29 protein-coding genes are annotated in these 25,460 nt (G+C 59.3%); 9 read left to right on the top strand and 20 right to left on the bottom strand.

The window, feature by feature from the left end; translation table 11 throughout:
• Positions 1 to 6 precede the first annotated feature (6 nt).
• The 7 genes from AC0L17_RS15010 to AC0L17_RS14980 form a co-directional block, all read right to left on the bottom strand.
• Entirely contained in the window at positions 7 to 201 is a 195-nt protein-coding gene (locus tag AC0L17_RS15010; RefSeq protein WP_473516400.1) for a hypothetical protein, read from the bottom strand.
• A gap of 535 nt (positions 202 to 736) precedes the next feature.
• On the bottom strand, positions 737 to 955 hold the full coding sequence (locus tag AC0L17_RS15005) for a KTSC domain-containing protein (protein ID WP_023803157.1): 219 nt from the start codon (positions 953 to 955) through the stop codon (positions 737 to 739).
• Between the two features lie 98 nt (positions 956 to 1,053).
• Positions 1,054 to 1,239, bottom strand: coding sequence for a hypothetical protein (locus tag AC0L17_RS15000; protein ID WP_139172553.1), 186 nt, complete (start codon positions 1,237 to 1,239; stop codon positions 1,054 to 1,056).
• Positions 1,240 to 1,871: 632 nt separating this feature from the next.
• On the bottom strand, positions 1,872 to 2,105 hold the full coding sequence (locus AC0L17_RS14995; RefSeq protein ID WP_236389581.1) for a hypothetical protein: 234 nt from the start codon (positions 2,103 to 2,105) through the stop codon (positions 1,872 to 1,874).
• A 232-nt stretch (positions 2,106 to 2,337) separates the two neighbouring features.
• The gene (locus AC0L17_RS14990) at positions 2,338 to 2,637 is read right to left on the bottom strand and encodes a DUF1236 domain-containing protein (protein ID WP_473516399.1); all 300 of its coding nucleotides are present in this window, start codon (positions 2,635 to 2,637) and stop codon (positions 2,338 to 2,340) included.
• A gap of 503 nt (positions 2,638 to 3,140) precedes the next feature.
• Complete coding sequence (locus AC0L17_RS14985) at positions 3,141 to 3,425, bottom strand: DUF982 domain-containing protein (RefSeq protein ID WP_091591640.1); 285 nt, start codon at positions 3,423 to 3,425, stop codon at positions 3,141 to 3,143.
• A gap of 9 nt (positions 3,426 to 3,434) precedes the next feature.
• On the bottom strand, positions 3,435 to 4,400 hold the full coding sequence (locus tag AC0L17_RS14980; RefSeq protein WP_473516398.1) for a head morphogenesis protein: 966 nt from the start codon (positions 4,398 to 4,400) through the stop codon (positions 3,435 to 3,437).
• Positions 4,401 to 4,488: 88 nt separating this feature from the next.
• On the opposite strand from AC0L17_RS14980, the gene AC0L17_RS14975 reads away from it, so the two are divergent.
• Positions 4,489 to 4,740: a hypothetical protein gene (locus AC0L17_RS14975; RefSeq protein WP_091591642.1), complete on the top strand. Its 252-nt coding sequence runs from the start codon at positions 4,489 to 4,491 to the stop codon at positions 4,738 to 4,740.
• Here AC0L17_RS14975 and AC0L17_RS14970 read toward each other — a convergent pair.
• The 5 genes from AC0L17_RS14970 to AC0L17_RS14950 form a co-directional block, all read right to left on the bottom strand.
• The gene (locus tag AC0L17_RS14970; protein WP_473516397.1) at positions 4,737 to 4,967 is read right to left on the bottom strand and encodes a hypothetical protein; all 231 of its coding nucleotides are present in this window, start codon (positions 4,965 to 4,967) and stop codon (positions 4,737 to 4,739) included. The genes AC0L17_RS14975 and AC0L17_RS14970 overlap by 4 nt on opposite strands.
• A gap of 435 nt (positions 4,968 to 5,402) precedes the next feature.
• Positions 5,403 to 5,768 carry a low affinity iron permease family protein gene (locus AC0L17_RS14965; protein ID WP_023803164.1) on the bottom strand — a complete coding sequence of 122 codons (366 nt, stop codon included), beginning with the start codon at positions 5,766 to 5,768 and terminating at the stop codon, positions 5,403 to 5,405.
• A gap of 67 nt (positions 5,769 to 5,835) precedes the next feature.
• A complete protein-coding gene (locus AC0L17_RS14960) occupies positions 5,836 to 6,147 on the bottom strand; it encodes a hypothetical protein (protein ID WP_473516396.1) in 312 nt (103 codons plus the stop codon).
• Between the two features lie 344 nt (positions 6,148 to 6,491).
• Positions 6,492 to 6,731, bottom strand: a complete 240-nt coding sequence (locus AC0L17_RS14955) for a hypothetical protein (RefSeq protein ID WP_023803165.1) — start codon at positions 6,729 to 6,731, stop codon at positions 6,492 to 6,494.
• Positions 6,724 to 7,176 carry a hypothetical protein gene (locus AC0L17_RS14950; protein ID WP_473516395.1) on the bottom strand — a complete coding sequence of 151 codons (453 nt, stop codon included), beginning with the start codon at positions 7,174 to 7,176 and terminating at the stop codon, positions 6,724 to 6,726. The genes AC0L17_RS14955 and AC0L17_RS14950 overlap by 8 nt, the downstream gene beginning before the upstream one ends.
• 881 nt (positions 7,177 to 8,057) lie before the next feature.
• Between AC0L17_RS14950 and katE the strand changes: the two genes are divergently transcribed.
• The 4 genes from katE (at position 8,058) to AC0L17_RS14930 (ending at position 12,081) form a co-directional block, all read left to right on the top strand.
• Positions 8,058 to 10,169, top strand: a complete 2,112-nt coding sequence (gene katE, locus AC0L17_RS14945) for a catalase (protein ID WP_473516394.1) — start codon at positions 8,058 to 8,060, stop codon at positions 10,167 to 10,169.
• Positions 10,170 to 10,406: 237 nt separating this feature from the next.
• The gene (locus tag AC0L17_RS14940) at positions 10,407 to 10,694 is read left to right on the top strand and encodes a DUF6894 family protein (RefSeq protein ID WP_128170746.1); all 288 of its coding nucleotides are present in this window, start codon (positions 10,407 to 10,409) and stop codon (positions 10,692 to 10,694) included.
• Between the two features lie 115 nt (positions 10,695 to 10,809).
• Positions 10,810 to 11,418, top strand: a complete 609-nt coding sequence (locus AC0L17_RS14935) for a cysteine hydrolase family protein (protein ID WP_287347527.1) — start codon at positions 10,810 to 10,812, stop codon at positions 11,416 to 11,418.
• A gap of 24 nt (positions 11,419 to 11,442) precedes the next feature.
• A complete protein-coding gene (locus tag AC0L17_RS14930) occupies positions 11,443 to 12,081 on the top strand; it encodes a DUF6766 family protein (protein WP_473516393.1) in 639 nt (212 codons plus the stop codon).
• 24 nt (positions 12,082 to 12,105) lie between these two features.
• On the opposite strand, the gene AC0L17_RS14925 is transcribed toward AC0L17_RS14930, so the two are convergent.
• From AC0L17_RS14925 to AC0L17_RS14905, 5 genes are all read right to left on the bottom strand, one after another.
• Positions 12,106 to 12,312: a KTSC domain-containing protein gene (locus AC0L17_RS14925; RefSeq protein ID WP_287066081.1), complete on the bottom strand. Its 207-nt coding sequence runs from the start codon at positions 12,310 to 12,312 to the stop codon at positions 12,106 to 12,108.
• 54 nt (positions 12,313 to 12,366) lie between these two features.
• Positions 12,367 to 12,630 (bottom strand): hypothetical protein, encoded by a 264-nt coding sequence (locus tag AC0L17_RS14920; RefSeq protein ID WP_473516392.1) that lies wholly within the window; start codon positions 12,628 to 12,630, stop codon positions 12,367 to 12,369.
• Between the two features lie 118 nt (positions 12,631 to 12,748).
• On the bottom strand, positions 12,749 to 13,894 hold the full coding sequence (locus AC0L17_RS14915) for an extracellular catalytic domain type 1 short-chain-length polyhydroxyalkanoate depolymerase (protein WP_473516448.1): 1,146 nt from the start codon (positions 13,892 to 13,894) through the stop codon (positions 12,749 to 12,751).
• A 149-nt stretch (positions 13,895 to 14,043) separates the two neighbouring features.
• The gene (locus AC0L17_RS14910; RefSeq protein ID WP_473516391.1) at positions 14,044 to 14,970 is read right to left on the bottom strand and encodes a hypothetical protein; all 927 of its coding nucleotides are present in this window, start codon (positions 14,968 to 14,970) and stop codon (positions 14,044 to 14,046) included.
• Between the two features lie 162 nt (positions 14,971 to 15,132).
• Positions 15,133 to 15,630 carry a YciE/YciF ferroxidase family protein gene (locus tag AC0L17_RS14905; RefSeq protein ID WP_027153941.1) on the bottom strand — a complete coding sequence of 166 codons (498 nt, stop codon included), beginning with the start codon at positions 15,628 to 15,630 and terminating at the stop codon, positions 15,133 to 15,135.
• Between the two features lie 709 nt (positions 15,631 to 16,339).
• Between AC0L17_RS14905 and AC0L17_RS14900 the strand changes: the two genes are divergently transcribed.
• From AC0L17_RS14900 to AC0L17_RS14890, 3 genes are all read left to right on the top strand, one after another.
• Positions 16,340 to 16,519: a hypothetical protein gene (locus AC0L17_RS14900; protein WP_473516390.1), complete on the top strand. Its 180-nt coding sequence runs from the start codon at positions 16,340 to 16,342 to the stop codon at positions 16,517 to 16,519.
• Between the two features lie 244 nt (positions 16,520 to 16,763).
• A complete protein-coding gene (locus AC0L17_RS14895; protein ID WP_473516389.1) occupies positions 16,764 to 17,807 on the top strand; it encodes a YihY/virulence factor BrkB family protein in 1,044 nt (347 codons plus the stop codon).
• Between the two features lie 738 nt (positions 17,808 to 18,545).
• Positions 18,546 to 19,628: a sensor histidine kinase gene (locus AC0L17_RS14890; RefSeq protein WP_473516388.1), complete on the top strand. Its 1,083-nt coding sequence runs from the start codon at positions 18,546 to 18,548 to the stop codon at positions 19,626 to 19,628.
• 165 nt (positions 19,629 to 19,793) lie between these two features.
• Here the strand turns inward: AC0L17_RS14890 and AC0L17_RS14885 are convergent, their stop codons facing one another.
• On the bottom strand, positions 19,794 to 21,194 hold the full coding sequence (locus tag AC0L17_RS14885; protein ID WP_473516387.1) for a phospholipase D family protein: 1,401 nt from the start codon (positions 21,192 to 21,194) through the stop codon (positions 19,794 to 19,796).
• 386 nt (positions 21,195 to 21,580) lie between these two features.
• Between AC0L17_RS14885 and AC0L17_RS14880 the strand changes: the two genes are divergently transcribed.
• A complete protein-coding gene (locus tag AC0L17_RS14880) occupies positions 21,581 to 21,862 on the top strand; it encodes a hypothetical protein (RefSeq protein ID WP_473516386.1) in 282 nt (93 codons plus the stop codon).
• Positions 21,863 to 22,040: 178 nt separating this feature from the next.
• Here AC0L17_RS14880 and AC0L17_RS14875 read toward each other — a convergent pair whose 3' ends face one another.
• A complete protein-coding gene (locus tag AC0L17_RS14875) occupies positions 22,041 to 22,235 on the bottom strand; it encodes a hypothetical protein (protein ID WP_031256726.1) in 195 nt (64 codons plus the stop codon).
• 480 nt (positions 22,236 to 22,715) lie between these two features.
• A complete protein-coding gene (locus AC0L17_RS14870) occupies positions 22,716 to 25,328 on the bottom strand; it encodes a bifunctional diguanylate cyclase/phosphodiesterase (RefSeq protein WP_473516447.1) in 2,613 nt (870 codons plus the stop codon).
• Between the last annotated feature and the right edge of the window lie 132 nt (positions 25,329 to 25,460).

The raw sequence follows: 25,460 nt of genomic DNA, 5'->3' as shown, positions 1-25,460 counted from the left end.
CTCTGGCTACTTGCGCACGATCCATTCCAGCAAGTCAGGATCGACGTCATCGCTCCCGGTAAAGTCGCTGATCAAAAACGCGGCAACCGACCGCCATTTGTCTTCGGGGATATTCTCTCCGATCACGGTTTTTATGAAAGCGCTGCGCAGGATATCGCAGTCAAAAACCGATACCTGGGCGCCTGCCTGGGCTTTCGCCATCTCAGCCCTCCTGCCTCTAGGGCGGAAGCACTGCCAGCTCCCAAGCGTCCGCGATGCCTCTATTCGGTACGGGCGACGTTGGGATTGTACGCTTTATCGCGAATTTCGCGAGTCCGGCCTCGCTCAATCTGGCGCGGCCTTCAATCCTCTTCCCGGAATCCTGCAGCGAGGCGTGCCGAAGGTCCTCCTCACCCCTGAGATGCTTATTATTCGTCCCAGCCGGAGGACACGCCCACACCCCGCCGGTTAGGCCCGACGGTCGGTTGCCTACTCCGCAGCGGCTGTCGGGCCGTCCCTATCACAGTTCGGGACAATCAACGTGGGCCGAGAAAAACCAACAACCCCGCAACCGGGATCAAGGGCAAGCGCCACGGGCCGCCCGCGAAGGACGAAGCAGAGCATTTCGAGTTCTGCCCCGTGTGTGGCCAAACGTTCGACAAGCGAAACCTTGGCGAGGTGCTGCATCATTATCTTCCCGACCATGAGACGTTGAAGCTCGATGGATAGGTGAGTTGGCTTTCGCATACGGCTGGGGTCATCCAGAATTGTTGGCGGTCCCGACCAGGCGGTACCGGAATCGATTGCGGATGCGCTCGTTGAAGAAGCGGCCCTTGGCGAATGCGGCTCGGAACTCGGCGAAGGTCTCCGGCGGCACATCCTCAAACTGGTAGCATTTGCCGCTGGCCACGAACCATACCGAGAGAGTCCTACGATCCGGATCGTATTCCGTTTTACTTATCGAGGTGGACGGCATGACGTTCACGCCTTGGTTCGGCGCGGAAGCACCAGCTAATTGTGGCCCCCTTTATTCGCAGCACGGCAGTTTAAAGGTCGGCCAGATGACCCATGCAGCTAGGGGGTTTCGTCCCGACCAGCCTTACCAATCGCCTCAAGCAATGAAGCTAGGGTTGGCGGCAGTTCTGGTTCGACCTCCAGCCCAAGCAGCTTATGTACGTTACGACGATTGTCTTCGGTGCCGATCAATTCGCGAACGGCATCGGCAAGGGTCTTACGGCCCGCTGCATCACGCTTTGCCATGTCTGCATGTCCCAACCCCGCCCGAGCCGCAACTCGCAGGTCACGGAATGGTTCCGTTAGGGATCAGGAATGTTTGGGGCCTAGTGGTCAAAATCCCACGCTTGGTACCCATACCGGCGATTGCCAGAGTGTCCCTGTGTCGGAGAGCGGACGTTTCTAGCGGTATTGTTTCCGCATGCTGATGCTCGCTGCCGTGCTCGATCTTGCCTTCGCCGCTTCCATCTAGGATTTTGGCGGCTTTTCGGATGGCCGGCCCGGCTAAAGGGTTCGGGCAACCTAAACGCAGCAATCACTCAAACTCTAAATGTCATGCTGACGTTCACCTTTGTGTCTTACGGCGCAACATTGCTTTGGCTTTGGTACCGGGGGCTAATTTGGCCGCCACTTCTGTTTTTCGGAGCCGCTTTCTGGGCCATTCGCCTGGCTGCACAGTTCGCGCTCTTCGATAGGCGGCATTGGCAATCCAAGCTGATCTCGACAGTCTTCGCCGTCTCGGCTTCTGCCCATGCCCTCGCAGGGTTATAGGAGGCAGAACAGCAAATGTCGGCTTCTGGGTCGCTTTCGGACGAAATCACTCCGGGTACCAAGCGTCAAATTTTGACCAACAGGGCCACGCATGTCGACCATCAATCTTAATCAGATTGTTGTGTCCGCTCTGCCAACGCAAAAGCCTGCAAGTTCCTCGATTTGCCAATGGCTTGGTCAGCGTTCGCAATGATCGAGAAGAACGCCGCGCGGGCGATGTCCTTTTTTGACGCGTCCGGATGCTCCTTTTTTGCAGCCTTTAGGAGCTGTTTTGGTGTCATCTCTGGCGTCACTACCCGCATCAGCGTATCGCCAATCGCCTGCAATTCGGTCGGGTTCATAAGAGCATCCTCAATAATGGCCTGCTGGCTTAGTCTTATCTAAAGGTGTCTTCTCTGTGTCGTAGCGCTGGGGGCAATCGGACCAACAACGAAGGCACGGGCTTGTCCTCATCCGGCGATACGGCGCCTTGTTGGCAACCCGAACCATTGTCCCCAGATCGCGTTCCTCCAGAAAAGAGAAAAGCCCGCCGCACCCTTTCGGCACGGCGGGCTGTCCTCCCAGTCGCTTACGTTATTCGATAACTTTGATGATCTTGCGCGTGCCCGGGTCAACGACAACGGTCCGGTTGTCGACGACAACGGTGCGGTATTTGGTGTTGGGGACTTCATGGAGCTCGACAGTCTCGGGCAGGGTTGAGCCGATATTGAGCTCCACTCCAGGGATTTTCACCGATGCGAGCGGCTGCTTTTTCACGTATTCCCTGATGACCGTCTCCTGTTCAGGCTCGATCACTACGTCCTGAGCGGCAGCGGCACCGAGGCCCGCCAGCAGCAGACATCCCGCGGCTGCAGTGGAAAGATGCATTCTCATAAGTGCCTCCTTTGTGTAGCTCTGTTCCGCTGAACGCGTCTTCGCGCCAGACTTAACAAACCCCAGCCAGCTGCATTTGTTCCCCAAAAGTCCCGCAAGGCTGATGCGCGACAGGACCTAGGTCTCGCCTGTTTTGGCGTAATAGGCCGGACATAGCGCCACCCGGAACCGCCGCTGCGCATAGTCGTTGCTCCCCTGCAAGTTCACGGGAAGGAGCCCATGGAAAATAGTGTCCACCAAGCCCGCTGGTTACTCGCTCCGGTCTTCGCAGTTTCGATCACATTCCTGGCGATTGGAATAATCGTTAGCTAGGGATCGTTAGCTAGGACCGACCGGACCTGACGATTGGACCGAACGACGAAATGGGATCTGCGCAGCTAAGTCCCTTCCTGCGCTGATAAAGGACCACCCGCCATTCCTCGATTTGGCGGGGTGGTCCGTGCGGCTGACCAAGTCCGCTCAGGAGGCCTGTCAGCGGTTTAAGGTCGCGAGGCAGCATCACCTCACAGCAGGTCTTCAGCAACCCCGTCGAATTTCCTGAGGCCTACGCTTGGAGGCTTTCGCTTAAGAAGCCCCTGTTCACTTGCGGCCGCCTTGAAGGCATCGAACGCGGCTTGTTGGGTGCAGTGTCCGGCCAGGCATTCCTCGATCATTCGAATTGCTTCAAGTCGGGACGGCTTGTCCATGAATGGCCATGGTTGCTGAAGCGCTTTCGCAGCTTCGGGTATCGACGCGACCACTATCGGCTTGTGATTCAGGTAAATTGTAATCGGAATGAACGTCGGCATCTTTGTCGCTCACCAGGATTGAAGGCGGCTAAACGCGAAGACAAGGCAGTGGTTGCATCGTTGTGAATTCAGACCGCCGCTGTCCGATACGGGGGGACGATGGCGGACGAAGACGATGACTATGAACCGGTCCAAGCGAGAATTATCGGCATCGACCACCCTCTGAACGCGAGGATGATCCTGCGGCGTGTGTTTCCAGCCCTTCGTGATGGCTTCCGCCCTCACCGCGCCCTTGGCGATCGCCTGCTGAAATGCGATGTCTTTCGAAGCTCCAAGCGCGGCAAACGTCTCGTGCAGTCCAATCGTGTCGGCGCGGAGCTTCAAAAGGCTGTCGGAATATCGGCCAATGATCCGCGCCACCAGGTTGGTAGGGATTGGTTTACCATCTCGGATCGCAGCTGTGATCGTGCGGTCGAAACGTTTGTCGCGTCGCTCCCGATTCAGATAGGCCCGCAACTGGTCGGGCTCGCCGGAAAGCAGTTCATCGCGGGCTCGGGCAACATAGCCGCTCTGAAGTGTGGTGAGCCCGATCACCCCACCTTCTCGGCGGCCAGTCACCCTGTTGACGCGGCCTACTACCTCCAATGCGGTCCTCGTTGGATTGGACCCACGGGCAAGGCGTTCAGAAAAAGCGGCACAGATCGCAACTTGTTGATCGGCAACAATGTTGGTGACCAGTTGCGCCGAGTGCTCGCGCAACCAGGTCTCAGCCGTAAGATTGCGCGCATCCCAACGAAGAACGACCTGAAGGCCGCTCGGATCGCGCAGCGCCGGCATCTGTTCGACCGTGGCGACACCGCCGCCGTTGTAGGCCTGCCGGATGGCTTCTTCCAGCGGCCGAAACGCGGCCTCGTCGAGGTTCATGGCTGCAATGGCGTCCTTGACGTCGCCGCGCTCCAAGCTCTCCACCACACGGCGCAGAACGATGTTGGAGCGGATGTCGTCGATCGCCTCGAAAAACGCGGTCCGCAGCATCGGCTCATAGGTCGAGACAAGCTGTTCGAAACGATCACGGGGGGATAGGCGTTTGAGCATTCGTTCCGGACCTTAAAAGGAGGCTGGTATGGATGTCTTGGCCCATCATTCGACGGAGCTTGTGGTGCTTCGCATCGCACTCATGGCAATTGCATCAATGGTTGCTGAGCAATCGGATGATCCGGATCGGGCATTGGCTGACATGGAAGAGCAGGCACTGTCCACGTTCGATCATATGGAGATCGATTTTTCCGGTTTCGAAGGGGACATCGCTGTTGCCAAGTCTCACATGCGGTCGTCGCTGGCGTCGCTCTTTTCTGGGATATCGCTCGGCGGCTAACCCGCCACGAAAGCGATATACGCGACCGGCGTCCCGGCCGGCGGGATCGGCCGTAGGTCCTTCATGACCAACTCGACGCCGTCGATGACGAGTGTGTCGGTCATGGCGGGGACGATCGAGGGTACTGCGAAAGTGATCTGGTTGTCGGTCGCCACAGTGAGGGTGCCGTCGACGTATTTCTGAGACACGCGGCGCATCACCGCATCGAGTGGATAGACCGTCGTCACTGGCTCGCCCGGTATCCATGGCGTCGACGGATCTGGCGCGCTGTGACCGTGCGGGTTAGCATGACAACGCCCTGCTTGAACTCGCCGAGCATCTCGCTCGCGAACTCCTGATGCATCTCGTCATAAAAACCGGGCCATCAGACGACCGGAATATTGGGCAGGCCATACATCGCGCCGATCAGCGGCGCCAACAGCCCGTCTATGATGGTCGAGACGCATCCGGGGCAAAAATGTTGCCGCTGTCGCCGGGGTCAAAGAACTCCCGCTCGATGCCCTCAATACCTTCAGAGCCGAAGCGGTGTGTTTGCGGACTCTGACGCGTTAAGGCTTTCGTACTCCAGCAGCCATTCTACTTCGGCTTTGATCTCAGCTCGGGTCATGCGGCCTTCCGCTTCTGCGCTTCCCGCGGCCAGTGCTTGGCAGCCGCTGGCGTAATTAGGCGCCAGGGACTCCCTCGTGCTTAGCTTCTTGATCAGCCGCCGCTGCTTCCAATTCAAGCCGCGCCAAATGGGCTTTGATCTCCTCAGGCTCGGCGTGCTCCAGCCCGACGACATTGTTCCTCGTTTCCTTCAATGCAACGATGATCTCGTCGAGCTTCGCATGGATGGCAGCGGTGTCGCGGTAACCCTGGATCAGTACGACTCCGGTAATCACTATCGCAGCTACAGAAAGCGCATAGGTGATTACGTTTGTTAGCCCAAACGGAACCATCGCAGTGCAGGCTATCATCGCGGCGAGCAGCACATAAAAGCCGGGCGGACGGGACAGAAAGTCGGCGATCACAAAGAGAAATCGGTTCATGCGAATCCCCAATAAACCACGTAATCCCGATTGGGGCGGCATTTCGGGTGCTCGTCAATGGCGCAAATCACACAGCTTGATTGCGCCGCCTCGCCTCTTGCTGGCATCGGCGCTCATTGCGCTTGGCAGCCCAAGAGAAGTCGTCATGTTCCGATGAAAGGATCTTGGCGAACGCGCCGTCGGCGATCCACGAATTCAGGCTGTCCCGTTCGCCCGCATCTTCCGTGATCGTAGCCGAAACACCCCTGATTTCATAATGCAACAGCCTGATTTCGGCGCTTTCGCTATTCTGCGAGGCCCTGCGGGCGAGAATGATCGCGATTTGCTGCAAAGCCCGGTTTTTTCTATCCCGTCCGGTGTTCGGGTGGATGCCCTCCACCTTGAAGCACCAGCTGCGGAATGACTTGCCGCCGACCTTGGATCTGGCCCGGGCGAGGACGCTCGGCGTTCCTTCTCATTGCCAACGGCGAGCAGCCATTCGTTGCAGCGCCTCGAGCTCGCTGATCTCTTGTCCCGACGGCAGGGTGCCGATCCGGTTCCAGAACGCCCTTCGCTCCTACGCTAGCGGGTCTGCCTTAGGGTCGAGCTTGTCGCCCACCTCTTTGCACCACCCGAGCTTATCGGTGTATGTGTGGACATAGGGCAGCTGCTGGGCCGGCCGGCCCGACATGTTCATGGCTGGCGCGCTCGATCTCGGCCGCGCGGATGAAGCGCTCCGCGATTTCACCGATGTTCATGGCGCGCCTCTTTTTCCTGGCTGTTCTGCTCCTCGCCGCCGTCCGTCCGGTTGATTGTCACCGTGCAAGTAATCAGGGTGTTCCAGTCCGGGCCGTGTTCAATGACGTTATGGAGCTCGGAAATTTCTTCCAAAAAGTGCTCGATCGTGATGGGGCCGTTCTGGTGGTCGTAGACGAGAACAGCTTTCCAGCGCTTGTCGCCATGAAGCGATACGACGTTACTCATGCCGAATTTCTCCTGCGGTCATCGAACAAATCCGGCTGGATGCTCGCGGGCCAAATGCCTTGACCACCCGCTCGTATAGCATACCGACAAATGCAAATATTAGTGGCACGACGCCGCGCAGATCCTGGGCAATGAACTGCAGCTCGCCGAGCGGGCAAACATCCCACATCGTCAGCCAGTCGCCGGCGTGGCGCTCGAGTATCTCAGGGCACGCCCGCACCATGTCGGATGCGGCCCAAAATAGAACCTCGTCTAGTTGGCCCTTGTTGTTGTAGGTCTCGGCCAAGGTCGAAAGCACCAGGCGCAAGTGCCCTTCCCCGTGCCGGCGTATGATGCGAGCCAGCGTCTCGACCGCGCGCGCCTCTCCCGGCTCCGGATAGCGATGCCGGTCGACAATCTTGATGCCGAGCTCATCACATAGGGCTTGAACGCGCGGGTCGGTCAAAGCATCCCCGCTTCCTGAGCGCATGTTGCACCGTCGACGGATCACGATTGAACAGCAACCCTATCTGCCCCCTAGGCAAGCTCGGCTTCAGCACCATCACGGCGCACATGGCCGCGTCTCGCGTTGCCACGATACTCTACTGACGCGACGGTCCTCTCATCTCGGCATACGTGCAGCCGTGCATACGTGCAGCCATGCATGCGGGCCACGAGGTCGATGACATGCCGAGCCGTCACCAGCTTGACCACCGTTGCAAATCTCAGGCGTGGCCCCTGGAGCGGGTTCTGGCTTCGGCGGCTTGGGAAACGGCGCAGACCTTCATGCCCGCACCTTCCTGCGCTCGACGGCCACCTGCTTACCTTTGACAATGTCGGAGAACGCTTAAAAAGGACGCTCACAACGGAACACGAAATCCGCCGCATCCCGGGTGACTACTTAGTTGTTGCCTTGTCGGTTTTTCTTCGGTTTCGCTACCAATGCAGCAGGAGAAGCGGTTTCAGCCTTAAGTCGTTGCTCTCGCAGCCGAGCAGTCTTTGCATCTCGTGCTGCGCGCTCAATCTCTGTTAATGCCCTTGCAGCATCCGACGTGCGCTCCTGCCTATCGTATTTTTCTTGATGGGTTGAGCCCTTGTCTTTCCCGCATTTCCTGTCCTCGATCTGACGGTATGCGCTCTGTTGGCGACCCGAACGATCGTCGCGAGATCGTGTTCCCCCAGACAACGAAAAAGCCCGCGCCTCTGGCGGAGCGCGGGCCCGATGTTCCGGCAGCCGAGTGCTATTCTTCGAAATGCGGGCCACGTGACACCCACCAGGAACTTAAGTGGGTGTCCCAGCATTGAGGGAGACCTGAAGCCGCCCCCTCCTTTTCAAGGAATTCAAGCATGGCCAAGACAACCAGACAGTCGTCGGGCAAGCCCGCGACGATCCATGATCAAAAGCTCGTGCGGGGGAACGGAGGCGAGCTTCACCAGATCGCCGAAGGCGACAGCGAGATCCTGACGACCGCCCAAGGCGGCCCAGTGGCCGATGACCAGAATACTTTAAGGATTGGCCAGCGCGGACCGTCACTAATCGAAGACTTCCACTTCCGTGAGAAGATTTTTCATTTCGATCACGAGCGCATTCCCGAGCGCGTCGTGCATGCACGCGGCTATGGCGCGCACGGCTTCTTCGAGACCTATGAATCGCTAGCGGCTTACACCCGCGCGGATATCTTCCAGCGTGCCGGCGAGAAGACGCCGGCCTTCGTGCGGTTCTCCACGGTGGCCGGTTCGAAAGGCTCGTTCGACCTGGCGCGGGACGTGCGTGGGTTCGCCGTCAAATTCTACACCAACGAAGGCAATTGGGATCTCGTCGGCAACAACATCCCAGTTTTCTTTATTCAGGACGCAATCAAGTTTCCCGACGTCATTCATTCAGTGAAGCCGGAGCCTGATCGTGCCTTCCCGCAGGCGCAATCGGCACACGACAATTTCTGGGACTTCATCAGCCTGACGCCCGAATCGATGCATATGGTCATGTGGGTCATGTCGGATCGGGCGATACCTCGGTCCTTCCGGTTCATGCAGGGATTCGGCGTTCACACGTTCCGGCTGGTCAATGCGAAGGACGAATCCACCTTCGTCAAATTCATCTGGAAGCCGAAGCTCGGCATGCAGTCGGTCGTTTGGAACGAAGCGGTCAAGATCAACGGCGCTGACCCCGATTTTCATCGACGCGACCTCTGGAATGCCATCCAGTCTGGTGATTTCCCGGAATGGGAGCTCAACCTCCAGCTCTTCGATCAGGACTTCGCGGACAGTTTTGACTTCGACGTTCTGGATCCGACCAAGATCATTCCGGAAGAAATCCTCGCGCCGGTCTCGGTCGGCCGCTTGGTGCTCGATCGTATGCCCGACAATTTCTTCGCCGAAACCGAGCAGGTCGCGTTCATGACGCAGAACGTACCGCCCGGCGTCGACTTTTCCAACGATCCCCTGCTGCAGGGTCGAAACTTCTCCTACCTGGACACGCAACTGAAGCGTCTCGGCAGCCCCAATTTCACCCATATCCCGATCAACGCACCCAAATGCCCGTTCCACCACTTCCAGCAGGATGGCCTCATGGCGATGCGCAATCCGGTCGGCCGCGTGAACTACCAGCCGAATTCATTCGGCGAAGGCCCGCGGGAATCGCCGCAGCACGGTTTCCGGTCGTTCGCCGAGGCGGAGGAAGGCCAGAAAGTCCGTCTGCGCGCAGAGAGCTTCGCCGACCACTACAGCCAGGCGCGACAGTTCTTCAACAGTCAGACCGCGCCTGAGCAGAAGCATATCGCCATGGCGCTGTCCTTCGAGCTCTCCAAGGTCGAGACAACGGTTATCCGCGAGCGCATGGTGTCGCATCTCCTCAACATTGATGAAGGCTTGGCAGAAACTGTCGCTGACAAGCTTGGCATGAAGCAATTGCCCAAGCCCGCGGATGCGGCGGTCGCTCCGAGGGACGATCTCGAACCATCGCCGGCGCTCAGCATCATCCGGAACGGGCCTGACAGTTTTGCTGGCCGCAAGGTCGGTGTGCTTGTCAGTCCCGGCGCCGATGCAGCGCTGCTGAAGAACCTCCAGGCAGCGATCGAGAAGGAAGGCGCAGTGATGGAGGTCATAGCGCCCAAGGTGGGCGGCGTCGAGGCGGCGGATGGAAGTCTCATCGCTGCAAAGCACATGATCGACGGCGGGCCATCGGTCCTGTTCGACGCAGTAGCGCTGATCCTCTCCGAGGAAGGAGCGGAGCGCCTGACGGGCGAGGCCGCCGCGCGCGATTTCGTTGCCGACGCTTTTGCTCATTGCAAATTCATCGGCTTCACGTCGGGCGCCGTCCCGCTGCTGCAGAAGGCCGGCGTCGATCCGGAAGCCGATGAAGGCATGATTGGTCTCGATGATCCCAAGGCGATTACCGGTTTTATCGAGGGCTGCCGCAAGCTGCGTCTCTGGAGCCGGGAAATGGCCGTCAAACTCTAGCGATGGTGACGGAGTTTCTCATGCAGATCATTCGAACCGAAGTTACCCAGGCAACCGCCCCGACCGGACAGCCCATCCTGCGCGTGATCTTCTGCGGCGAGAGCGGTGACTGCGTTGCCGTCGACCTGGCACGCGTTGACGGCGGAAACAACGAGGCCGCTATCGTTCGAGCGAAGGCGGTCCTGGTCCAGATCGCGACTTTCGATTTGGCTGTGAACGACTATGATGCCCGAAGCAATGGCAATTTTGACGAAGTCGCCGTCACAGCGGCGAATGACGAAAACGGCGGGCTCTATATCTTCGAGTATCGGCGGACGCGGCCGTCAGGTTCTTCCCTCCAGGATGCCAAGTTTAGAGGCTGCGCGGGAGGAAGCGGTTCGATGCGCTATCGATCTTCTGGTCGACCTTCAGCCGGGCACGGACGATCTTTCAGGTTGGCTCGTGCGCCTGCGCGACGAGAACGGCGAACTGCTGTACGCCATCGACGTGCAGGAGGCGCAAGCGGCCCGCCTGACAAGACCATGAACCGGCAACGGCTAAAGGCGGATTGGCAGAGATGCGAGGCTACGGCGGGACCTCCCGGGCTACGCCCGCGCTCAGATAGAGACTATGCATCACCCCACCGCGGCCGCGGCTGATCATGGCCGCCCTAGGCCTGGTACACGGTCCGCTTGGTGAGAATTCCCTACATCTTTGCGTTGACATGCAGCGCCTGTTCGCGCCGGGCGGGCCTTGGGCCGTGCCGTGGGCGCAAAACGTGCTGCCGGTCATCGAGGAATTGACCGCAAGACATCCGCAGCAAACGCTGTTCACACGTTTTGTTCCGGCCGCTCGGCCTGGCGAAGGACCGGGCATGTGGGCGCGGTATTATCAGCGTTGGGCCGAGGTCACCCTTGCCAACATCGATGCCGGCCTCGTCGATCTGATGCCTTCTCTGGCGCGGTTCGTGCCGCCGGCAAGAACGCTCGACAAACATGTCTATTCGCCGTGGACTGAAGGCCGGCTCGACGCGATGCTCAATGGGTCAGGGATCGACACGCTGGTCATCACCGGCGGCGAAACCGACGTCTGCGTGCTTGCCACGGTCCTCGGCGCCATCGACCGTGGTTTTCGTGTCGTCCTTGCGACCGATGCCATCTGCAGTTCGGTTGACCAGACGCATGACGCACTGTTGGAGCTCTACCGCTCTCGCTTCAGCGAGCAAGTCGAGGCGGTGATGATCGAAGAGGTTCTGGAGAACTGGCGTTAGCCGGAGCTGCCGAGGGAGACGACCATGAAAAGCTTTTTCCGGGACAATGGACTGACGATCGCCCTGGTGGCGATGTTCTTGTTCAGTGCGATTGGCATGATCTGGTCGGGTCATACGGCCTTCAATGAAGAGCTTCAGAACCACGGTTCGGCATCGATTGGGCTGCTCTCCTATCTTGCGAGCGGCGACTTCCTCTCGGCGCTGTTCGAGAACTGGGAAAGCGAATTCCTGCAGATGTCGGCCTATGTCATGCTGACTGCAATGCTGTTCCAGCGCGGTTCCGCCGAGTCTCGTGATCCCGATGATCCCAACCGGCCCGAGGACGAACTTCCGACCGCCACCCGCAGGCGCAACCCGATCCTGTCGTGGCTCTATTCATACTCGCTGGGCTTGGCGCTGGCCCTGCTGTTCATCATCTCATTTGCCTTGCATTGGTGGGCGAGCCTGGCGGCCGCGAACGAGGAGGCGCTTCGGCACGGCGGCGAGGTTCAATCCCTGGGAGACTATCTTCTCGACGCCCAGCTATGGTTCGAGTCCTTTCAGAACTGGCAGTCGGAATTCATGTCGACGGCCGTCCTGGTCCTGCTGTCGATTTTCCTACGCCACAAGGGCTCCCCGGAATCAAAGCCAGCCGGCGCGTCAAACTCCGAAACCGGCGCATGAGTCTCCGCGTGCAGGCAACGCTCGCTATGCTTCGGCAATGGGGCGGTGCCGGCAACGGTCGCGAAAGTGGTCGTTGAAGAACCGGCCCTTTACGAAGGCGTTTCGGAACGCCGCATAGGTCTCCGGCGGCACAGCCTCGTAGTCATAACGCGTGCCGCTCGCGACGAACCACACCGAGAGAACCCTTGTCTCCGGATCGTACTCGGTCTTGCGGATTGACGTTGATGGCATGATATCGGCGCTCTATACGAGCGCCATTGGCATGTAGCGGGCGATCACCGTGTCCTACCGGAACCGCCGTTCTAGCTCGGCGCGCCGTTTGCGCCAGTCCGGCAGATCGACATCATCCACCATCACTTCGAAGATGACGATTTCATCTGTGCTGGACTGCTCGCCATCCTGCCACTGACCTTCCGCGGGCGCCTGCAGGTAGGCTGTGACGCCCTCGAAACGGCTGGCCAGGTCTTCCTTCACACGGTCGAAATCTTCCCGGCCAAATGGGCGACCGGTGTTGTCCGCGCGGGGAAGCAGGATCTGGACGAGGTGCATGGCGACTGCTCGCTGAAAAGCGGACAGATTCCAAAGAACGACGCGTTCCCTTCCTGGTCGGAGCCGCTCGACCTTCGCGGGCCGGCGAGACAGTCGGCGAGCGATTCGCGCCGTCCGCCTAGCGCATCAGGCCCGCCGCCCGCAGGGCATCTTCAATGATCTTCTTCACGCCGGGCTGGCGCGATTGATGGATGGCAGTCGGCTGCGGGGGCTTCGTCTTCGCATTTTGTATACTTGGCGCCGGTGACTGGGGTAGTTGCCGTTGGCTGGCGGGCAATTGCGGCCTCGATTTCCGGGAGGCGCTATCCTCGGTTGCCGCGATCCCCCAAAACTGCGCGATCTCGCGTGTGGAGGCGATGCCGACATCAAGCATATAAGGTCCCGGAGCGCCGAGGCCGTTGCCGAGCGGCGTGCCGTGGCCCATCCCGGCGATCACGTTGATTTCGATCAAGGCATCTCCCGCCCCGTTACGCCAGACCTGCTTTGCGTGCGGTCCGGCAGCTTCCCGACGCGTCGGCGCTTTCTCAAGCCGGTGGACTCCCCGCCACTGGCCTGCGATCGCTTCCGCGTTGGAAGGCGAAACCGTGTGGTCAGCGGCACCGTGCCAAATCGAAATCCTCGGCCACGGTCCCCGATGATCCGATGCGCCGCGGAGGGCCCGTTGCAGATCCTGTTCCGAAGGACCGCCGTGGCCGCGCATGCGATCGAAGGCCTCCGGGATTGTCGTTGCGCTGCCGTAGGGCAGGCCGGCAATTAACGCACCGCCGGCAAACACTTCCGGATAGGTCGCCAGCATGGCCGCTGCCATTGCGCCTCCGGCCGAGAGGCCGGTGATGAAGATTCGCCTTCGGTCGAGACCGTGGGTGACGACCATCGTCTCGATCATATGGCGAATCGAAAGCGCCTCGCCCGAACCACGCTTGGTGTCGCCAGGCTGGAACCAGTTGAAACAGAGGTTCGAATTGTTGCCGCGTTGCTGTTCGGGAAAGAGCAGCGCGAAGCCAGCCTCGTCGGCTAGTTGGGACCAGCCGGAATGATGGTCATAGCCGGCCGCGTTCTGGGTGCAGCCATGCAGCACGACGACGAGCGGGGTGCCCTTGGATAGGTCATTGGGAATGTAGAACTTCGCTTCCAACCCGCCAGGATTGGTACCGAAGTCGGCCAGCGTCCGGAGGTGGTCTGACGCACCGAGGTCGGCGGGATGTGCGGCATGTCGCGCCTGCAGCGCGGCAAGGCGGGCGATGGTATCAGAAATTTTTCGCAATGGAGCCGTCCCTGTTGTGACGCCCGGAATGGACGGCCATCTGTGCAACGCACGTGCAGCAATATCGTTGCTGCGTTGCACAAAAACAAGGGAGCGCGGCGGGAGATGGAGTCCGGCCGATCCTCTCGGTCGGCCGGGAGTAGACGTCTTCAGCTTCGACTGGCTGTGAGATGGAGCGTGTCTTCTTCGTCATCGCGCTGCTTGCCGCCTAACGCTGCCGCTGCGCTGGCGATGAACGCACCGATCATGAGAGAAAGCGCGCCAACCAGCGCGAAGCTGGCGCCGGCTTTTCTAGCTGTGTCGGCTGCTTCCTGTGCTTGGACTTTGGCCGCCTCGACCTGAGCAAGCACCGCATCAACCCGGGCAGTAGCATCCGCTTGCGACAAGCCAGTGCGAGCGGCCACGAGTTGGCCCAGATAAGTCTTGTCGTCGGCCGAGACTTCGCCGGCCGCCGCACTCGTAATGAGGATGCGGGAGGCTTGTGCGGCTGCTGTCGCATCGCCCTCCGCGCCCGGCGCCGCCAGCCTGGAAGGATCGTTCGGGCGGAACAGCGCATCGACGAAATACGACGCCGCGCCGCTGCCTCCGTCGTTCCCGGCGTTTGCGGTCGCCCCTGCCGAGGCACCCATTGCTGCTCCCGAGGCCACGGTCGAGGCCGCCTTGACGCCGGTGTCGATTGCCGCGGACAGCGCCGAACCGAGCACGAACACGACCAGAAGCGTCGCCAGCGCCCAGGCCATGAATCCGTGCGCGGTATCCCGGAAGAACGTCTCGTCCGTATGAATGCCGACCCATTTGGTGCGAAGGCGCCCGGTCAGGTAACCCCCGAGCCCGGATGACAACCATTGCACGATGACCAGCCAGATCGCAGTGGACACAGCGAAGGTGGTGACGCTGGCGCTTTCGTTGGACCATGGAGACACCATCGTGAGCCCGAGGCCGGACCCGAGAAGCATCAGGATGAACGTCAGGGTCGAGGCAGCGAAGGCGCCGGCGATGATCGGTCCCCAGTTGACTGCGGATGACGAGGACTCGACCGGCGCGGCGCCGTCGGTCGCCAGGATGGTTGATGCCATGGATTCCTCCTACCGCATGAACAGCGCGAGAAGGATGATGATCGGAATAGGAACTCCGAGCAGCCAGAGTAGAATGCCACGACCCATGATTGCCTCCTATCGAAAGACGGATGTTGGAAGTAAAACAGCCACCCCAACACAGTTGGGGTGGCTGGTGTGTGATCAGGCGGCCTTGGCCATTTCGTTGGCCGAGGCGTCCGCCAATCCGGTGAGCGCCTCGTCTGTCATAGACTCTTCGCCGAGCGTCTGTTCGATCAGCTTGGCGGCGTCGCTCATGCCCAAAACCTCGGCCCAGCGCTTCAGCGTGCCATAGCGGGTGATCTCGTAGTGCTCGACAGCCTGGGCAGCGGAGATCAGACCGGCGTCCAGTGCGGGAGTTCCCTTGAACTCCTCCATAATCTCCTCGCCCTCCTCGATGATGCCGTCGATCGCGGGACACGTCTTGCCCTGTGCCCGCTTGCCAAGGAGCTCGAAAACCTGCTGCAGGCGCTCGACATGACCGTCGGTTTCGTCCTTGTGCTTCTCGAAGGCTGCCTTCAGATCGGCCGATGAGGCGGCGCGCGCCATCTTGGGAAGCGCCTTCAGGATCTTCTTTTCCGCGTAATAGATATCTTTGAGCGTATCGAGGAAGAGATCATCCAATGTCTTTTCTTTCGCCATGGCGGATTTCCTTTTGGTTCCAGCGTTTTTTGTTGTCGCTCACGGGGTTGTGAAACGCATGCTCAACAAGCGCACAACGCCGGAAAGGTTCCCTTGAGACATCTCGCTGCACGTCACTCTGACTTCGTGGGGTCAACCCCTGGTTCAATTCACTTCCCGCTCCGCCAGGCATTTCGCTATCGAGGGATCGCATCATGCTCTGATACTTGGCGTCTCTATCTGTCGAGCTTCTTGAGAATATTTTTGTCGGCGCAGCCATGAACGAGCGCGCCTGACCTTGGGGATGCTGCTCGCCAAAGTCGCCGGCGGCGAGACTAGCCCTTCCACCTAAAAGAATTCTCTGCGAGAACGATGCCTCCCGCCAATCGTGACACCGCCTGGCCTCCGATCCGGTTGCTCCTGGCGGCCAACAATGCCCGCGGCGAAATAGACGTCCGGTCGCTTTTCGAATTGGCGCGCTGGGAAGACCAAGGAACAACGTCCAGCGGTGATGTCTGCGGGTCAACCGCGCGGTGGGCGCTCGCCGTCGCTTTCGCACAGGTAGTTGTGAATGTCGGTTGCAGCGACCGCTGCGTGCCCGAATGCGACCGCGAGCTGGTTGAAAGACACAGGAGGCGAATGGGCTTCGCTTTGGATAGTGAGGGCGCATCGCCTGGCTTGATCCGGCGACGCGAGTCCGACGGCGAGGGATATCTATGAGGAAGCCTGGATGATCAGACCGCCAAGACGACAGGGCGAATACGCGGATCGGGAGATCGATTGCCAAGAGGCCATGGAGCCCGGCTTTCAGGCTATCGTCGGTTGCATGCTGGAGCGGCTGGACGCCAAGAGGCACCAGCTCTCGATCGCCCACGCCAGAATCCCCGCCGGCCGGCCGCGCCATTGTTAAAAGGCAATCAGCCGACCACCGCAATTCGCTGAGATGGTGGAAGCTGGCTATTCTCGGTGGTCGCTCCAACAAGCCACTGAGGTCCTGGGCAGGGCAGTATCGCTATCATATCGACTCGTCGCATGGGGATGTCGCAGTATTTCTGCAGGCGGCGGATTTTTGTTTGTGAGCGCAGGTCTGCACCTGCATCCTTTGGCGTTATTACACGTTTGCCCCGCGGAGAGGATGCTCCGGACCGGCAGCCATGTCGAAGAAAACAGCCGAGCACACTTACGAAGGTCGAGTGCAACCTGAGCGGGGCGCTGAGGGCCGCGGACGCAATGCCGAATGGCCGTCACAGATTCCCAGCCGTGGCTGGAAAGACGTGCTGTGGCGGGTCTTTGCTGAAGTAAACGAGGACCGCGTTATGCTGATCGCGGCCGGAGCCGCATTCTATCTGCTCCTTGCCCTCTTTCCTGCGCTTGCCGCGTTCGTGTCCATCTACGGTTTTGTCGCCGATCCCCAGACCATCGCTGAGCACATTGCATTCCTTGGCGGCGTACTTCCTTCGGGCGGTCTGGACGTTATCAGATCACAGCTTAGGTCCTTGGCCGCCCAGGACACTGGCGCGCTCAGCTTCGGCTTCATCTTCGGCCTTGCCGTCGCACTGTGGAGCGCCAGCAACGGCATCAAGACGCTATTCGAAGCCATGAACATCGCCTACGAGGAGAGGGAAAAGCGCGGCTTTATCCATCTGAATCTTCTGGCCTTGGGCTTCACACTTGGCGCCATCCTCATCGCTATCGGCTTTACCGTCTCGGTGGGGGTCGTGCCGGCCATGCTTGCGCTGCTGAACCTCGGCGGCTGGACCGAGGCCCTTGTGCGGATCTTTCGGTGGCCGATGATGCTGATCCTGGTCGGCCTCGGGATCACGCTGATCTACCGCTACGGCCCCAGCCGCGAAAGGGCAAAGTGGCAATGGGCGACATGGGGCGCCTTCCTCGCGGCTGGGGTGTGGATCGCGGTCTCGATAGGGTTCTCCTATTATCTTGAGAACTTCGCCGACTACAACGCGACGTATGGAGCCCTGGGGGCGGTCATCGGCTTGATGATGTGGACCTGGATCTCCGTGATTGTCCTGATTGTGGGGGCGGAGCTGAATGCCGAGATGGAGCACCAGACAGCCAAGGACACCACCACAGGTGTGCCGCAACCGATGGGTGCGCGAGGTGCCACGGTCGCCGACACGCTGGGCGGATCGGCCGATGCCGCCAACGAGCAGTCGCGTTCGGGCGAGCGCAACACCTAGCGCGCAGATCTCGTGAGATCTCCGCGCAACTTCGCTTGGTGCAGACCACTGACATCGGCATTGGCGACGAAGTTACAAAGACCTTGGGCAATGACAAGGCAGATCAGCGAGCAAATGAATACCTTCAGGCGCAGTCTCCATCCTGCTCAGGTTCGGCGAATGGCAAGCGCGACATCGGCAGAGAACGGCGGCACGTCAAGTTTCAGCCAGCCGTCGGAATTCGCTTGCCATTCCGCCGTTTGCCTGCCGGCCGCGGTATCCCACGCGATGACCCGATAGGTCCCGCGAGCGAACCCGTGCAACTCCAAGACGGCCGGAACCGGCGCAGCATACCGTTTCGCCCGATGGTGTCGCGGCGAACCAGCCAGACCTGGGTGAGCACATGCGGGGTGCGGTTTGGCCACCGCATGCCGCCACCGGCGCCGCCGCTGCCAGGTGAGCCCATTGCAAATGGCGGAAATATTCTGTCGGGAGTTCCGGCGACGTGCAGATCGTCAATTTCGATTGGCAGAGACGGGATTTTGGCACAACGCTGTTGGAAAAAGGTCGTGGCCGTGCAAAATGACGCAAGGTTGACTGAACTCTCAGCAAGACGGGCCTGTGTTGCCCATGGCTCTGCCGCTCCGTGACGCGGGCTCGTCCTACTCCTGACATCGCGCAGCCGCTTCCAGCGTTGGCGGTGTCGAGCAAAGTGCATGACTGAGACTGAGGCTCCCACGCAAAGCACAGGCGACCAAGATGACGTCAGAGTCAGACAAGGCTGAGGCAGTTGAGCAATTGCTCGATACACCGGACCTTGCCACCGCGCTGGAAAGCGAGCAGTTCAAAAAATTTCTTGACCAGGTGCCGATCGCTATCGCCGTGTCGGACTTAGGCGCGAAGGAGCGCGTCGTCTATGCTAATCCAGAATTCGAAAAAGTGTCAGGCCTGAAGGCAGCCGAGCTTACCCGGCAAAACTGGGGAGCACTTTCCGGCATTGGCATCCACCAGCAGAAGGGCCGGCCTCTGCCCGAGGCCTTGGTCGAGGAAACCGATTTCGTCGGCACCTTCCGGCTGGAGCGCGTCGGGGCCAACCCGGCTCTTGTCGACGTTTATTCAAACATCATCGTGGACGATAACGGCACGAACTGCTTCCGACTGGTGGCTCTGGTCGACGTCTCATCCCATGGCGAATCTGAAGAAGCGCGCTTGGTGGAGGAGCGCGTCCGCGAGAAGGACACCCTGCTGCGCGAACTGCAGCACCGGGTGAAGAACAACTTACAGATGATCACCGCATTGATCCGTCTAGAAACCCGTAACGCGACCGAGCCCGACCAGAAAAGATTTGAGAGGCTCGCCGGCCGCGTCGACGCTCTGGCGATCCTCTACCAGACGCTATCGGCAGACGAGCAGAAGGATGAGGTCGATCTCGGCGTTTATCTTAGCCAGATCGCCTCCGCGGTGATGGGGTCGCATGCAGTTGAGGGGATCCGCCTCGACATGAAGGTGGATACCTATCCGGTGTCGATCAACGTCGCCATGCCAACGGGACTGGTCGTGAACGAATTGCTCACAAATGCACTCAAGCATGCCTTCCAAGGGCGTGAAGGCGGGACGATAAAGCTGCACAGCATCGCCGATGGCGACGGCTGCCTGGTCATAGTTGCGGACGACGGGATCGGCCTGCCGGAAGGGGAGACATGGCCCAAGCCCGGCAAGCTCGGCGCGCTGATCGCGCACTCGCTGACAGAGAACGCCAAGGCAAAGTTCAACGTCGCCTCGAGCGCCGGCGAAGGGACGAAAGTCACCATCGTCTTCACGCGATCGGCGGCAGCAAGCTGACATTGCCAGAGGGCGGATGCTTCATGCTCCCGGCCTTTCCGCCGCGGCCCCGGGCGCTGTGCTTGGCACATTCACGTCGCCGTTCTTCAGGTATGCCGTACCCGGCGCGGCAAGAACGCCGCGTCGATCCCGCCGTTAGCACCTATGCTATCTTAGTGGGTCTGGCTAAAGCTGAGACTCAACCGGAAGGTGGCGGACCAAGGCCGCCAGAACCCGGCGAAATATTCCGGCCTCTGGTTCGTGTGTGTATTCTTGGAGTTTGCCTTCGTCGCATCCATGCCAGTGCAGCACATTGTTCTTTAGTTCCAGCCGATAGCTGGTTTTTAGTGATATCTCCGCTTGAAAAAAGCGCCGAAGTTCACCGACTAATTCGGCATCCTCAAAGAGCACGCCCATCTCCGAGTTCAAAGACACTGACCGGGGATCAAAATTGAAGGAACCGACGAACCCAGCCCTGTCGTCAACCGTGAACGATTTGGTGTGCAGACTGGCACCCTTGGAGCCAAACACCGAAATTCCCTGACCGCGATTGAAGGGCTGGAGCTCGAACAGTCTTACGCCATTCCTCAGCAATCGCTTGCGATAGTTTGCATAAGCCCCATGAACCGCGGCGACGTCTGTAGCGGCCAAGGAATTGGTCAAAACGGAAACGTCAACCCCATTGCTGACGAGGTCCATCAGGACCGCGGAGCCCCTTTTGCCAGGGATGAAATAGGGAGATACAATTTCCAGACTGTTGCGCGCCGACTTAATGAGGGGAAGCAACTCCTTGGTAAGCCAGCTGCGACGTCTCCAACCTCTCACCTTCTCTGGAGGATCGGAAATCACCCGAACTCGATCCACCCAATGCACGTCGTTGCTGGCCGCGATGAACTCTGCGATGGACCCTCGATCACCGATCCCGTCCAAAAGCATTGATTCGGTTTCGAGATCGCTTCCTGAAAACAAATCGGAATGCTCGTTCCCCGCGGCTGGAGCCAGGACACTGATTGATTTCGCGTCCTCGCAAGCCCAGAATGCCTCAAATATTTCGGCGGTTTGCTGCACGGCAGGACCGAGGAGCAGCACGTCCAGGTCGCGGAAATTGGTTTCTGCTGCGTCGAAATAGGCATCGCCAACGTTGCGCCCGCCTACGATAGCGACGTTGTCGTCAGCGATCCATGCCTTGTTGTGCATCCTCCGGGTCAACGCAAAAAGTCGCAATACGATTTCCACAGCGCGCATGACGCTGCGTTGCCTGACGCCGCTCGGATTAAACAACTTCAACTCGATGTTTGGATGATTGCTCAAGGCCAGATAGGCAGCATCGTTCTTTCGCGGATTGGCGTCATCAAGGAGCATGCGAACTCGCACGCCGCGCTCAGCGGCCCGGAAAACTTCCTGCAAGAGCAAGCGGCCAGTGTGGTCATCGTGCCAAAGGTAGTACATGAGATCGAGACTGCGAACGGCACTCCTTGCCGCCAGAACGCGCCCGGCGAAGGCGTCATAATTGTCCGGGACCAGCAGCAAGCCGCTCTTGCCTGCTTTGATGTTGTCGTGCGCAATCCGCGTAATGGATACTTCCATAAAACCCTTCAGCGATAGAAACCCGGCCTCGCTCAAAATCGTAGCAAGAACCCTTCAAAAGTAATCTGGTTGCAAATGTAGCTGTCGAATCCCCTGGAGATTTAATCGTGCCTTGATCGATAGATGATCGGACGCGATCCGAGATTGCGATGTATGGTGCACTTCGAGGCTGGAAATCAGACTTGGTGGTTTGGCCAGGATCCGATCGAGCGCAAGCAAAGGGAATCGCGAAGGGAAACTGGGCCGCATGGTGTGAATTGGACCAAAATGCGGCAGTAGCGCCAGCAAACGAGGATCTGCTGTGCACCCGCCATTCGCTGAGATCGCCAAGCAAAATGGTTGGCCTTAGGACCGAACGCGTCGCCTCAAGCAGTGCGTTGGCTTGCTTGGGCGCGACCGCCGGAGTGCCGAAGCGATCGTCCTATATGCCCGAGGCGGCACGTCGACGGGCCGGATCAACCCGTGCGAACTCCGTCAGCGCTGGTGGGATCGATCTTCGTCAACCGCGATCTGGCCTCAATTACGCGCTGTTGCGCAGCCCGTATCCTGCTGCACAGCGCGATATTGATCCCAACACCGCAGTCATCATCCAGCATCTCGATCGCACGCTCAAGGGAGCGCTCGGCCCGATTAAGCCGCTGTCGGGCTCGCGCCAGTTCCATATGTAAAAGTTCCATTATTCCGAATCCATTGCGGTCCCTTTGATTGGTAAACCGCTTGTGGTCGCCGTTGGTTCCGGCTGTTCGCGAGCGTGCAGCCCAGACGTAGATGTGGTTGGCAAAGTTCTGGAGCGAGAGTGATGGGCCGGTGGCCTGAAGGGCGCGACGAATGAAGCGCCGGCCCAGTTCAACCCGCGCGACGTCCTTCAAAGCTGGGGGGATCGATCTTCACCAAGCGGTCTGCGGCCTCGACCGCAGTTCGTATCCTGTTGCGCAGCGCCAGGTTCTCGGCCAGCATTTCTTCAGTGCGTTGAAGCGCGAGCTCGGTCCGGTGAATGCGCTGCCTGGCATTGGCAACTTCCGACGTCAAAATGTCGGCCACCGTCCCGTGGCCTTGGGGTTCCAAAGTGTCCATGGATTTCTAACACATGGGGACCGATATCGTTCCCTGGTCAGTGACAAGTGCACTTCGGCCTGCTTCGCCGGCCGCTGCGATTGCCGGGCGATCGGCAACGACGTCCTGCAGAAGAGCCGGACGTTTCACATCCCCCTCATGATGAAGGACAGCGCCCCTTCGCAACCGGCGAGCAACATCGCGACTAGTTCCCAGTTAATCCGGTAGATCATCGATCGTCTGCCGACATATCCGCGCCATTGCCTGGACAACCGCCAAGGCTGCCATTGTGCGTTTGGTCCTGCCTCCGTTGCCGGGCCGATGCCGAGATAGGGCTCGCCGATCAGCTTGTCCGGGGCCAGGTCTCATCGGGTGCATAGGTCCCCAGAACTTCGCTGCCGTGATCGGCCAATCTCCCAATCCCAAGACTCAAGCGAAGCGCTACTCTGTGACGTGAGGCTTATGCGCTTATACTCTACCCAACCGGAGCGGTTCATCCAAAACCCGTTCCGTGCGCAGACGCCGAGATCGAACGAAGGCCTTTAGTCCGTCGGCATCCAACGCATGCCCGAAGGCATAACCCTGCAGTATGTCGCAGCCCAAGCTCTTGAGTGTCTGTGCGTGCTCCATCGTCTCGACACCCTCGGCTACGACCTCGATACCCAAGGATTTGCCGATTTCAATGATCGATGAGACGACCTGCCTTCGTTGCGGCGATTTGACAATAGGAATGACCAATTGGCGATCTATCTTCAACCGGCGAGGCTGCAGCTTGAGCAAGCTGACTATAGAGGCGTAGCCAGTGCCAAAATCGTCTATTTCTATGTCAATGCCGAGCTCTTTTATCTGCTCAAGATTCCAGGTAACAAAATCATCATTTTCGTCAAGGAAAATTGACTCAACAAGCTCGAAGGCAACTGTTCCCTTCTTGATATTTAGTTCCCTAAGACTCTTTATGAGTTCCTCATCCTGAAGGCGGCGTGCCGAAACATTGACTGACACCCGCGGAATATGGAGATTCGCAGCAGACCACCCTTCGAGATCCAAAAGCGATTGCTCTAATATGTTTCGATCGATGATCGAGACGACATTCAATTCTTCCGCAATCCTTAGGAAGACGTCGGGCGCCAAAATGCCCTTCTGCGGATGCCGCCATCGCGCCAGCGCCTCAACCCCAACAATTTCAAGCGTTTTTGCGTCAAATTGCGGCTGGTAGAAGGGAATGAACTCGTTGCGCTCAAGGCCGCCGAGAATTTCGTCGGCAATCCGTTTTGTCTCGACGATCTCGCTTTGCATCGCCTCCGTGAAGAACTCGTATCGATTGCGCCCACGACTCTTTGCCCGGTAAAGCGCGATGTCAGCGTTGACCAGCAGGTGTTTGGCTTCGACATCTTTTCCGTTATCGACTGCAATTCCCACGCTCACGCCAAAACGGCATCGATGGCCCTGATAGTAGACCGGTTCCCGCATCTGGCTGATGACGCGGTCAGCGAGCAGCGCCAGTTGCTCGATATCGTCATGCACAACGCACAGGACGATGAATTCGTCTCCTCCGATCCGAGCGACGAATCCCTCGCCATCGACCTTGGATCGGAGCACGGTCGAGGCGTGAACAAGCATTGCGTCGCCTGCGGCGTGGCCAAGCGTATCGTTGATGTGCTTGAACCGATCGAGATCTATGTGGAGCAGTGCGGCATACCCGCCGGTCCGCTTGGCGTTTGCCGCGTAGTCTTCCAGCACCTGGTCGAGGTAACGCCGGTTGGGCAAACCGGTCAGCGAATCGTGGAGCGCAATGTGCTCTATGCGCTCCTTGGCCGACTCGAGTTCTGCATTTTTCGACTCGGAAAGCTGTTTTGCGCGAACCAGGTCCTTGTTCAACAGGACATCGGCTGTCACATCCCATTCGGCGCCAATCATTTTTGGGGTGTCGTCTGCGGCCCGGTAAATTATCGCCTTGGATCGGACATGGCGTATCTCGCCATCCGGCCGAATAATCCGGTATTCCGACAAATATGGCCCGCCGTCGGCCATCGCGCGGTCGAAATCGGCGTTGGCGTCGGCCAGATCATCCGGGTGGATTGCTCCCGCCCAGTCCAGGTAGCCGCGGTGCTCCCCAGCTGGTTTGCCGTATATTTCATTGACGCGTTCGTCCCACGCCAGTTCGTTGGTCGCGAGATCGTGTTCCCAAACGCCAATAGCCGATGCTTCCAGAGCGAGTTCCAGGCGTCTCGACAATCGACTGAGTTCCGCATAGTTGCGCTGTCTCTCGCCAATCAGGCGACCCGTAACCAGGAATGGGATCACAACCAAGGCCCCGGCCACCGCCATGATGGCGCGCAAGAACCACGCGTTGTCGGGCATCGAAGGCCAGCCGTTTTTGGGAATGGCTGCGATCCGCCACGAACCGGACGGAAGCAGGACGTCGGCTGTCACCGGATTGCTTTTGGCGACGCGCTCATTGCCGAAGAATTGCTCTCCGGTTGGACCGAGAGCGTCCTTACCGATCAGCGCTATGTCAATCCCGAGATCATCGTCAAGCAGGCCGCTCGCCTTATAAAGGCGCTGAACGTCGACAACGGCCGAAATGATGCCCCAGAACCTTTCGGTGTTGCCCGCACTGCGTACAAAGACCGGAATACGGCCGACGAAGCCTTGCCCTCCCTGCCTCAAGTCGACGGGACCGGCAAGAATTAGCTCGCGCTTGTCTCGCGCCCTTAGCGCGGCCAGACGCTGCCGCTCGTCCTTGCGGTAATCGAGGCCTATGGCCTTGTCGTTGCCATTCATCGGGTACATCAGAGAAATGACCAGATCGGGCGCGCCGGCAATATTCTTCAATTGCGAGCCCCTGCCAAACAGGTTGCTCGCCAGCGAGGCGAAGCGCTGCTGTCCCATATAGGGCTCAGTCACGACTGCCGCGACCAGTCCCTGCACCAGTTGAAGGTTTCCGTTGATGTTGCCTTCAAGCTTGGCGCGGATAAGATTGACCTTGGCCAGGACATCCGCTCGGGTGGCTTGATCCGAGACGACTTTGTTCTGGTGGTCCGCGAACGCTGCGCCAATGGCAATAACGATCACTGCCATTGCCGCCGGGATATTTGCCGACGAGAAAACGGCCTTCTTGATACCGCCGAACCTAGCGCGGAAAGGAGCCAATAGGCGATTCCTCAGATACTATTCAGGTTCTGGGCCAACCCGACCAAGGTATATTAGCTA

The sequence above is a fragment of the Mesorhizobium sp. WSM4829 genome, assembly GCF_055811475.1.
The sequence above is the reverse complement of the archived record's forward strand: the minus strand, read 5'-3'. Positions and strand labels throughout refer to the sequence as shown.

Coding starts and splice junctions, on each gene's coding strand:
- AC0L17_RS14940 (WP_128170746.1), top strand. CDS start 10,407: ATGGCAATTTTGACGAAGTCGCCGTCACAGCGGCGAATGACGAAAACG.
- AC0L17_RS14870 (WP_473516447.1), bottom strand. CDS start 25,328: ATGGCAGTGATCGTTATTGCCATTGGCGCAGCGTTCGCGGACCACCAG.
- AC0L17_RS14975 (WP_091591642.1), top strand. CDS start 4,489: ATGGATGTCTTGGCCCATCATTCGACGGAGCTTGTGGTGCTTCGCATC.
- AC0L17_RS14985 (WP_091591640.1), bottom strand. CDS start 3,425: ATGCCGACGTTCATTCCGATTACAATTTACCTGAATCACAAGCCGATA.
- AC0L17_RS14920 (WP_473516392.1), bottom strand. CDS start 12,630: ATGCACCTCGTCCAGATCCTGCTTCCCCGCGCGGACAACACCGGTCGC.
- AC0L17_RS14930 (WP_473516393.1), top strand. CDS start 11,443: ATGAAAAGCTTTTTCCGGGACAATGGACTGACGATCGCCCTGGTGGCG.
- AC0L17_RS14965 (WP_023803164.1), bottom strand. CDS start 5,768: ATGAACCGATTTCTCTTTGTGATCGCCGACTTTCTGTCCCGTCCGCCC.
- AC0L17_RS15010 (WP_473516400.1), bottom strand. CDS start 201: ATGGCGAAAGCCCAGGCAGGCGCCCAGGTATCGGTTTTTGACTGCGAT.
- AC0L17_RS14995 (WP_236389581.1), bottom strand. CDS start 2,105: ATGAACCCGACCGAATTGCAGGCGATTGGCGATACGCTGATGCGGGTA.
- AC0L17_RS14955 (WP_023803165.1), bottom strand. CDS start 6,731: ATGAGTAACGTCGTATCGCTTCATGGCGACAAGCGCTGGAAAGCTGTT.
- AC0L17_RS15005 (WP_023803157.1), bottom strand. CDS start 955: ATGCCGTCCACCTCGATAAGTAAAACGGAATACGATCCGGATCGTAGG.
- katE (WP_473516394.1), top strand. CDS start 8,058: ATGGCCAAGACAACCAGACAGTCGTCGGGCAAGCCCGCGACGATCCAT.
- AC0L17_RS14905 (WP_027153941.1), bottom strand. CDS start 15,630: ATGGCGAAAGAAAAGACATTGGATGATCTCTTCCTCGATACGCTCAAA.
- AC0L17_RS14900 (WP_473516390.1), top strand. CDS start 16,340: ATGATCAGACCGCCAAGACGACAGGGCGAATACGCGGATCGGGAGATC.
- AC0L17_RS14885 (WP_473516387.1), bottom strand. CDS start 21,194: ATGGAAGTATCCATTACGCGGATTGCGCACGACAACATCAAAGCAGGC.
- AC0L17_RS15000 (WP_139172553.1), bottom strand. CDS start 1,239: ATGGCAAAGCGTGATGCAGCGGGCCGTAAGACCCTTGCCGATGCCGTT.
- AC0L17_RS14990 (WP_473516399.1), bottom strand. CDS start 2,637: ATGAGAATGCATCTTTCCACTGCAGCCGCGGGATGTCTGCTGCTGGCG.
- AC0L17_RS14890 (WP_473516388.1), top strand. CDS start 18,546: ATGACGTCAGAGTCAGACAAGGCTGAGGCAGTTGAGCAATTGCTCGAT.
- AC0L17_RS14980 (WP_473516398.1), bottom strand. CDS start 4,400: ATGCTGCGGACCGCGTTTTTCGAGGCGATCGACGACATCCGCTCCAAC.
- AC0L17_RS14925 (WP_287066081.1), bottom strand. CDS start 12,312: ATGCCATCAACGTCAATCCGCAAGACCGAGTACGATCCGGAGACAAGG.
- AC0L17_RS14910 (WP_473516391.1), bottom strand. CDS start 14,970: ATGGCATCAACCATCCTGGCGACCGACGGCGCCGCGCCGGTCGAGTCC.
- AC0L17_RS14935 (WP_287347527.1), top strand. CDS start 10,810: ATGGCCGCCCTAGGCCTGGTACACGGTCCGCTTGGTGAGAATTCCCTA.
- AC0L17_RS14895 (WP_473516389.1), top strand. CDS start 16,764: ATGTCGAAGAAAACAGCCGAGCACACTTACGAAGGTCGAGTGCAACCT.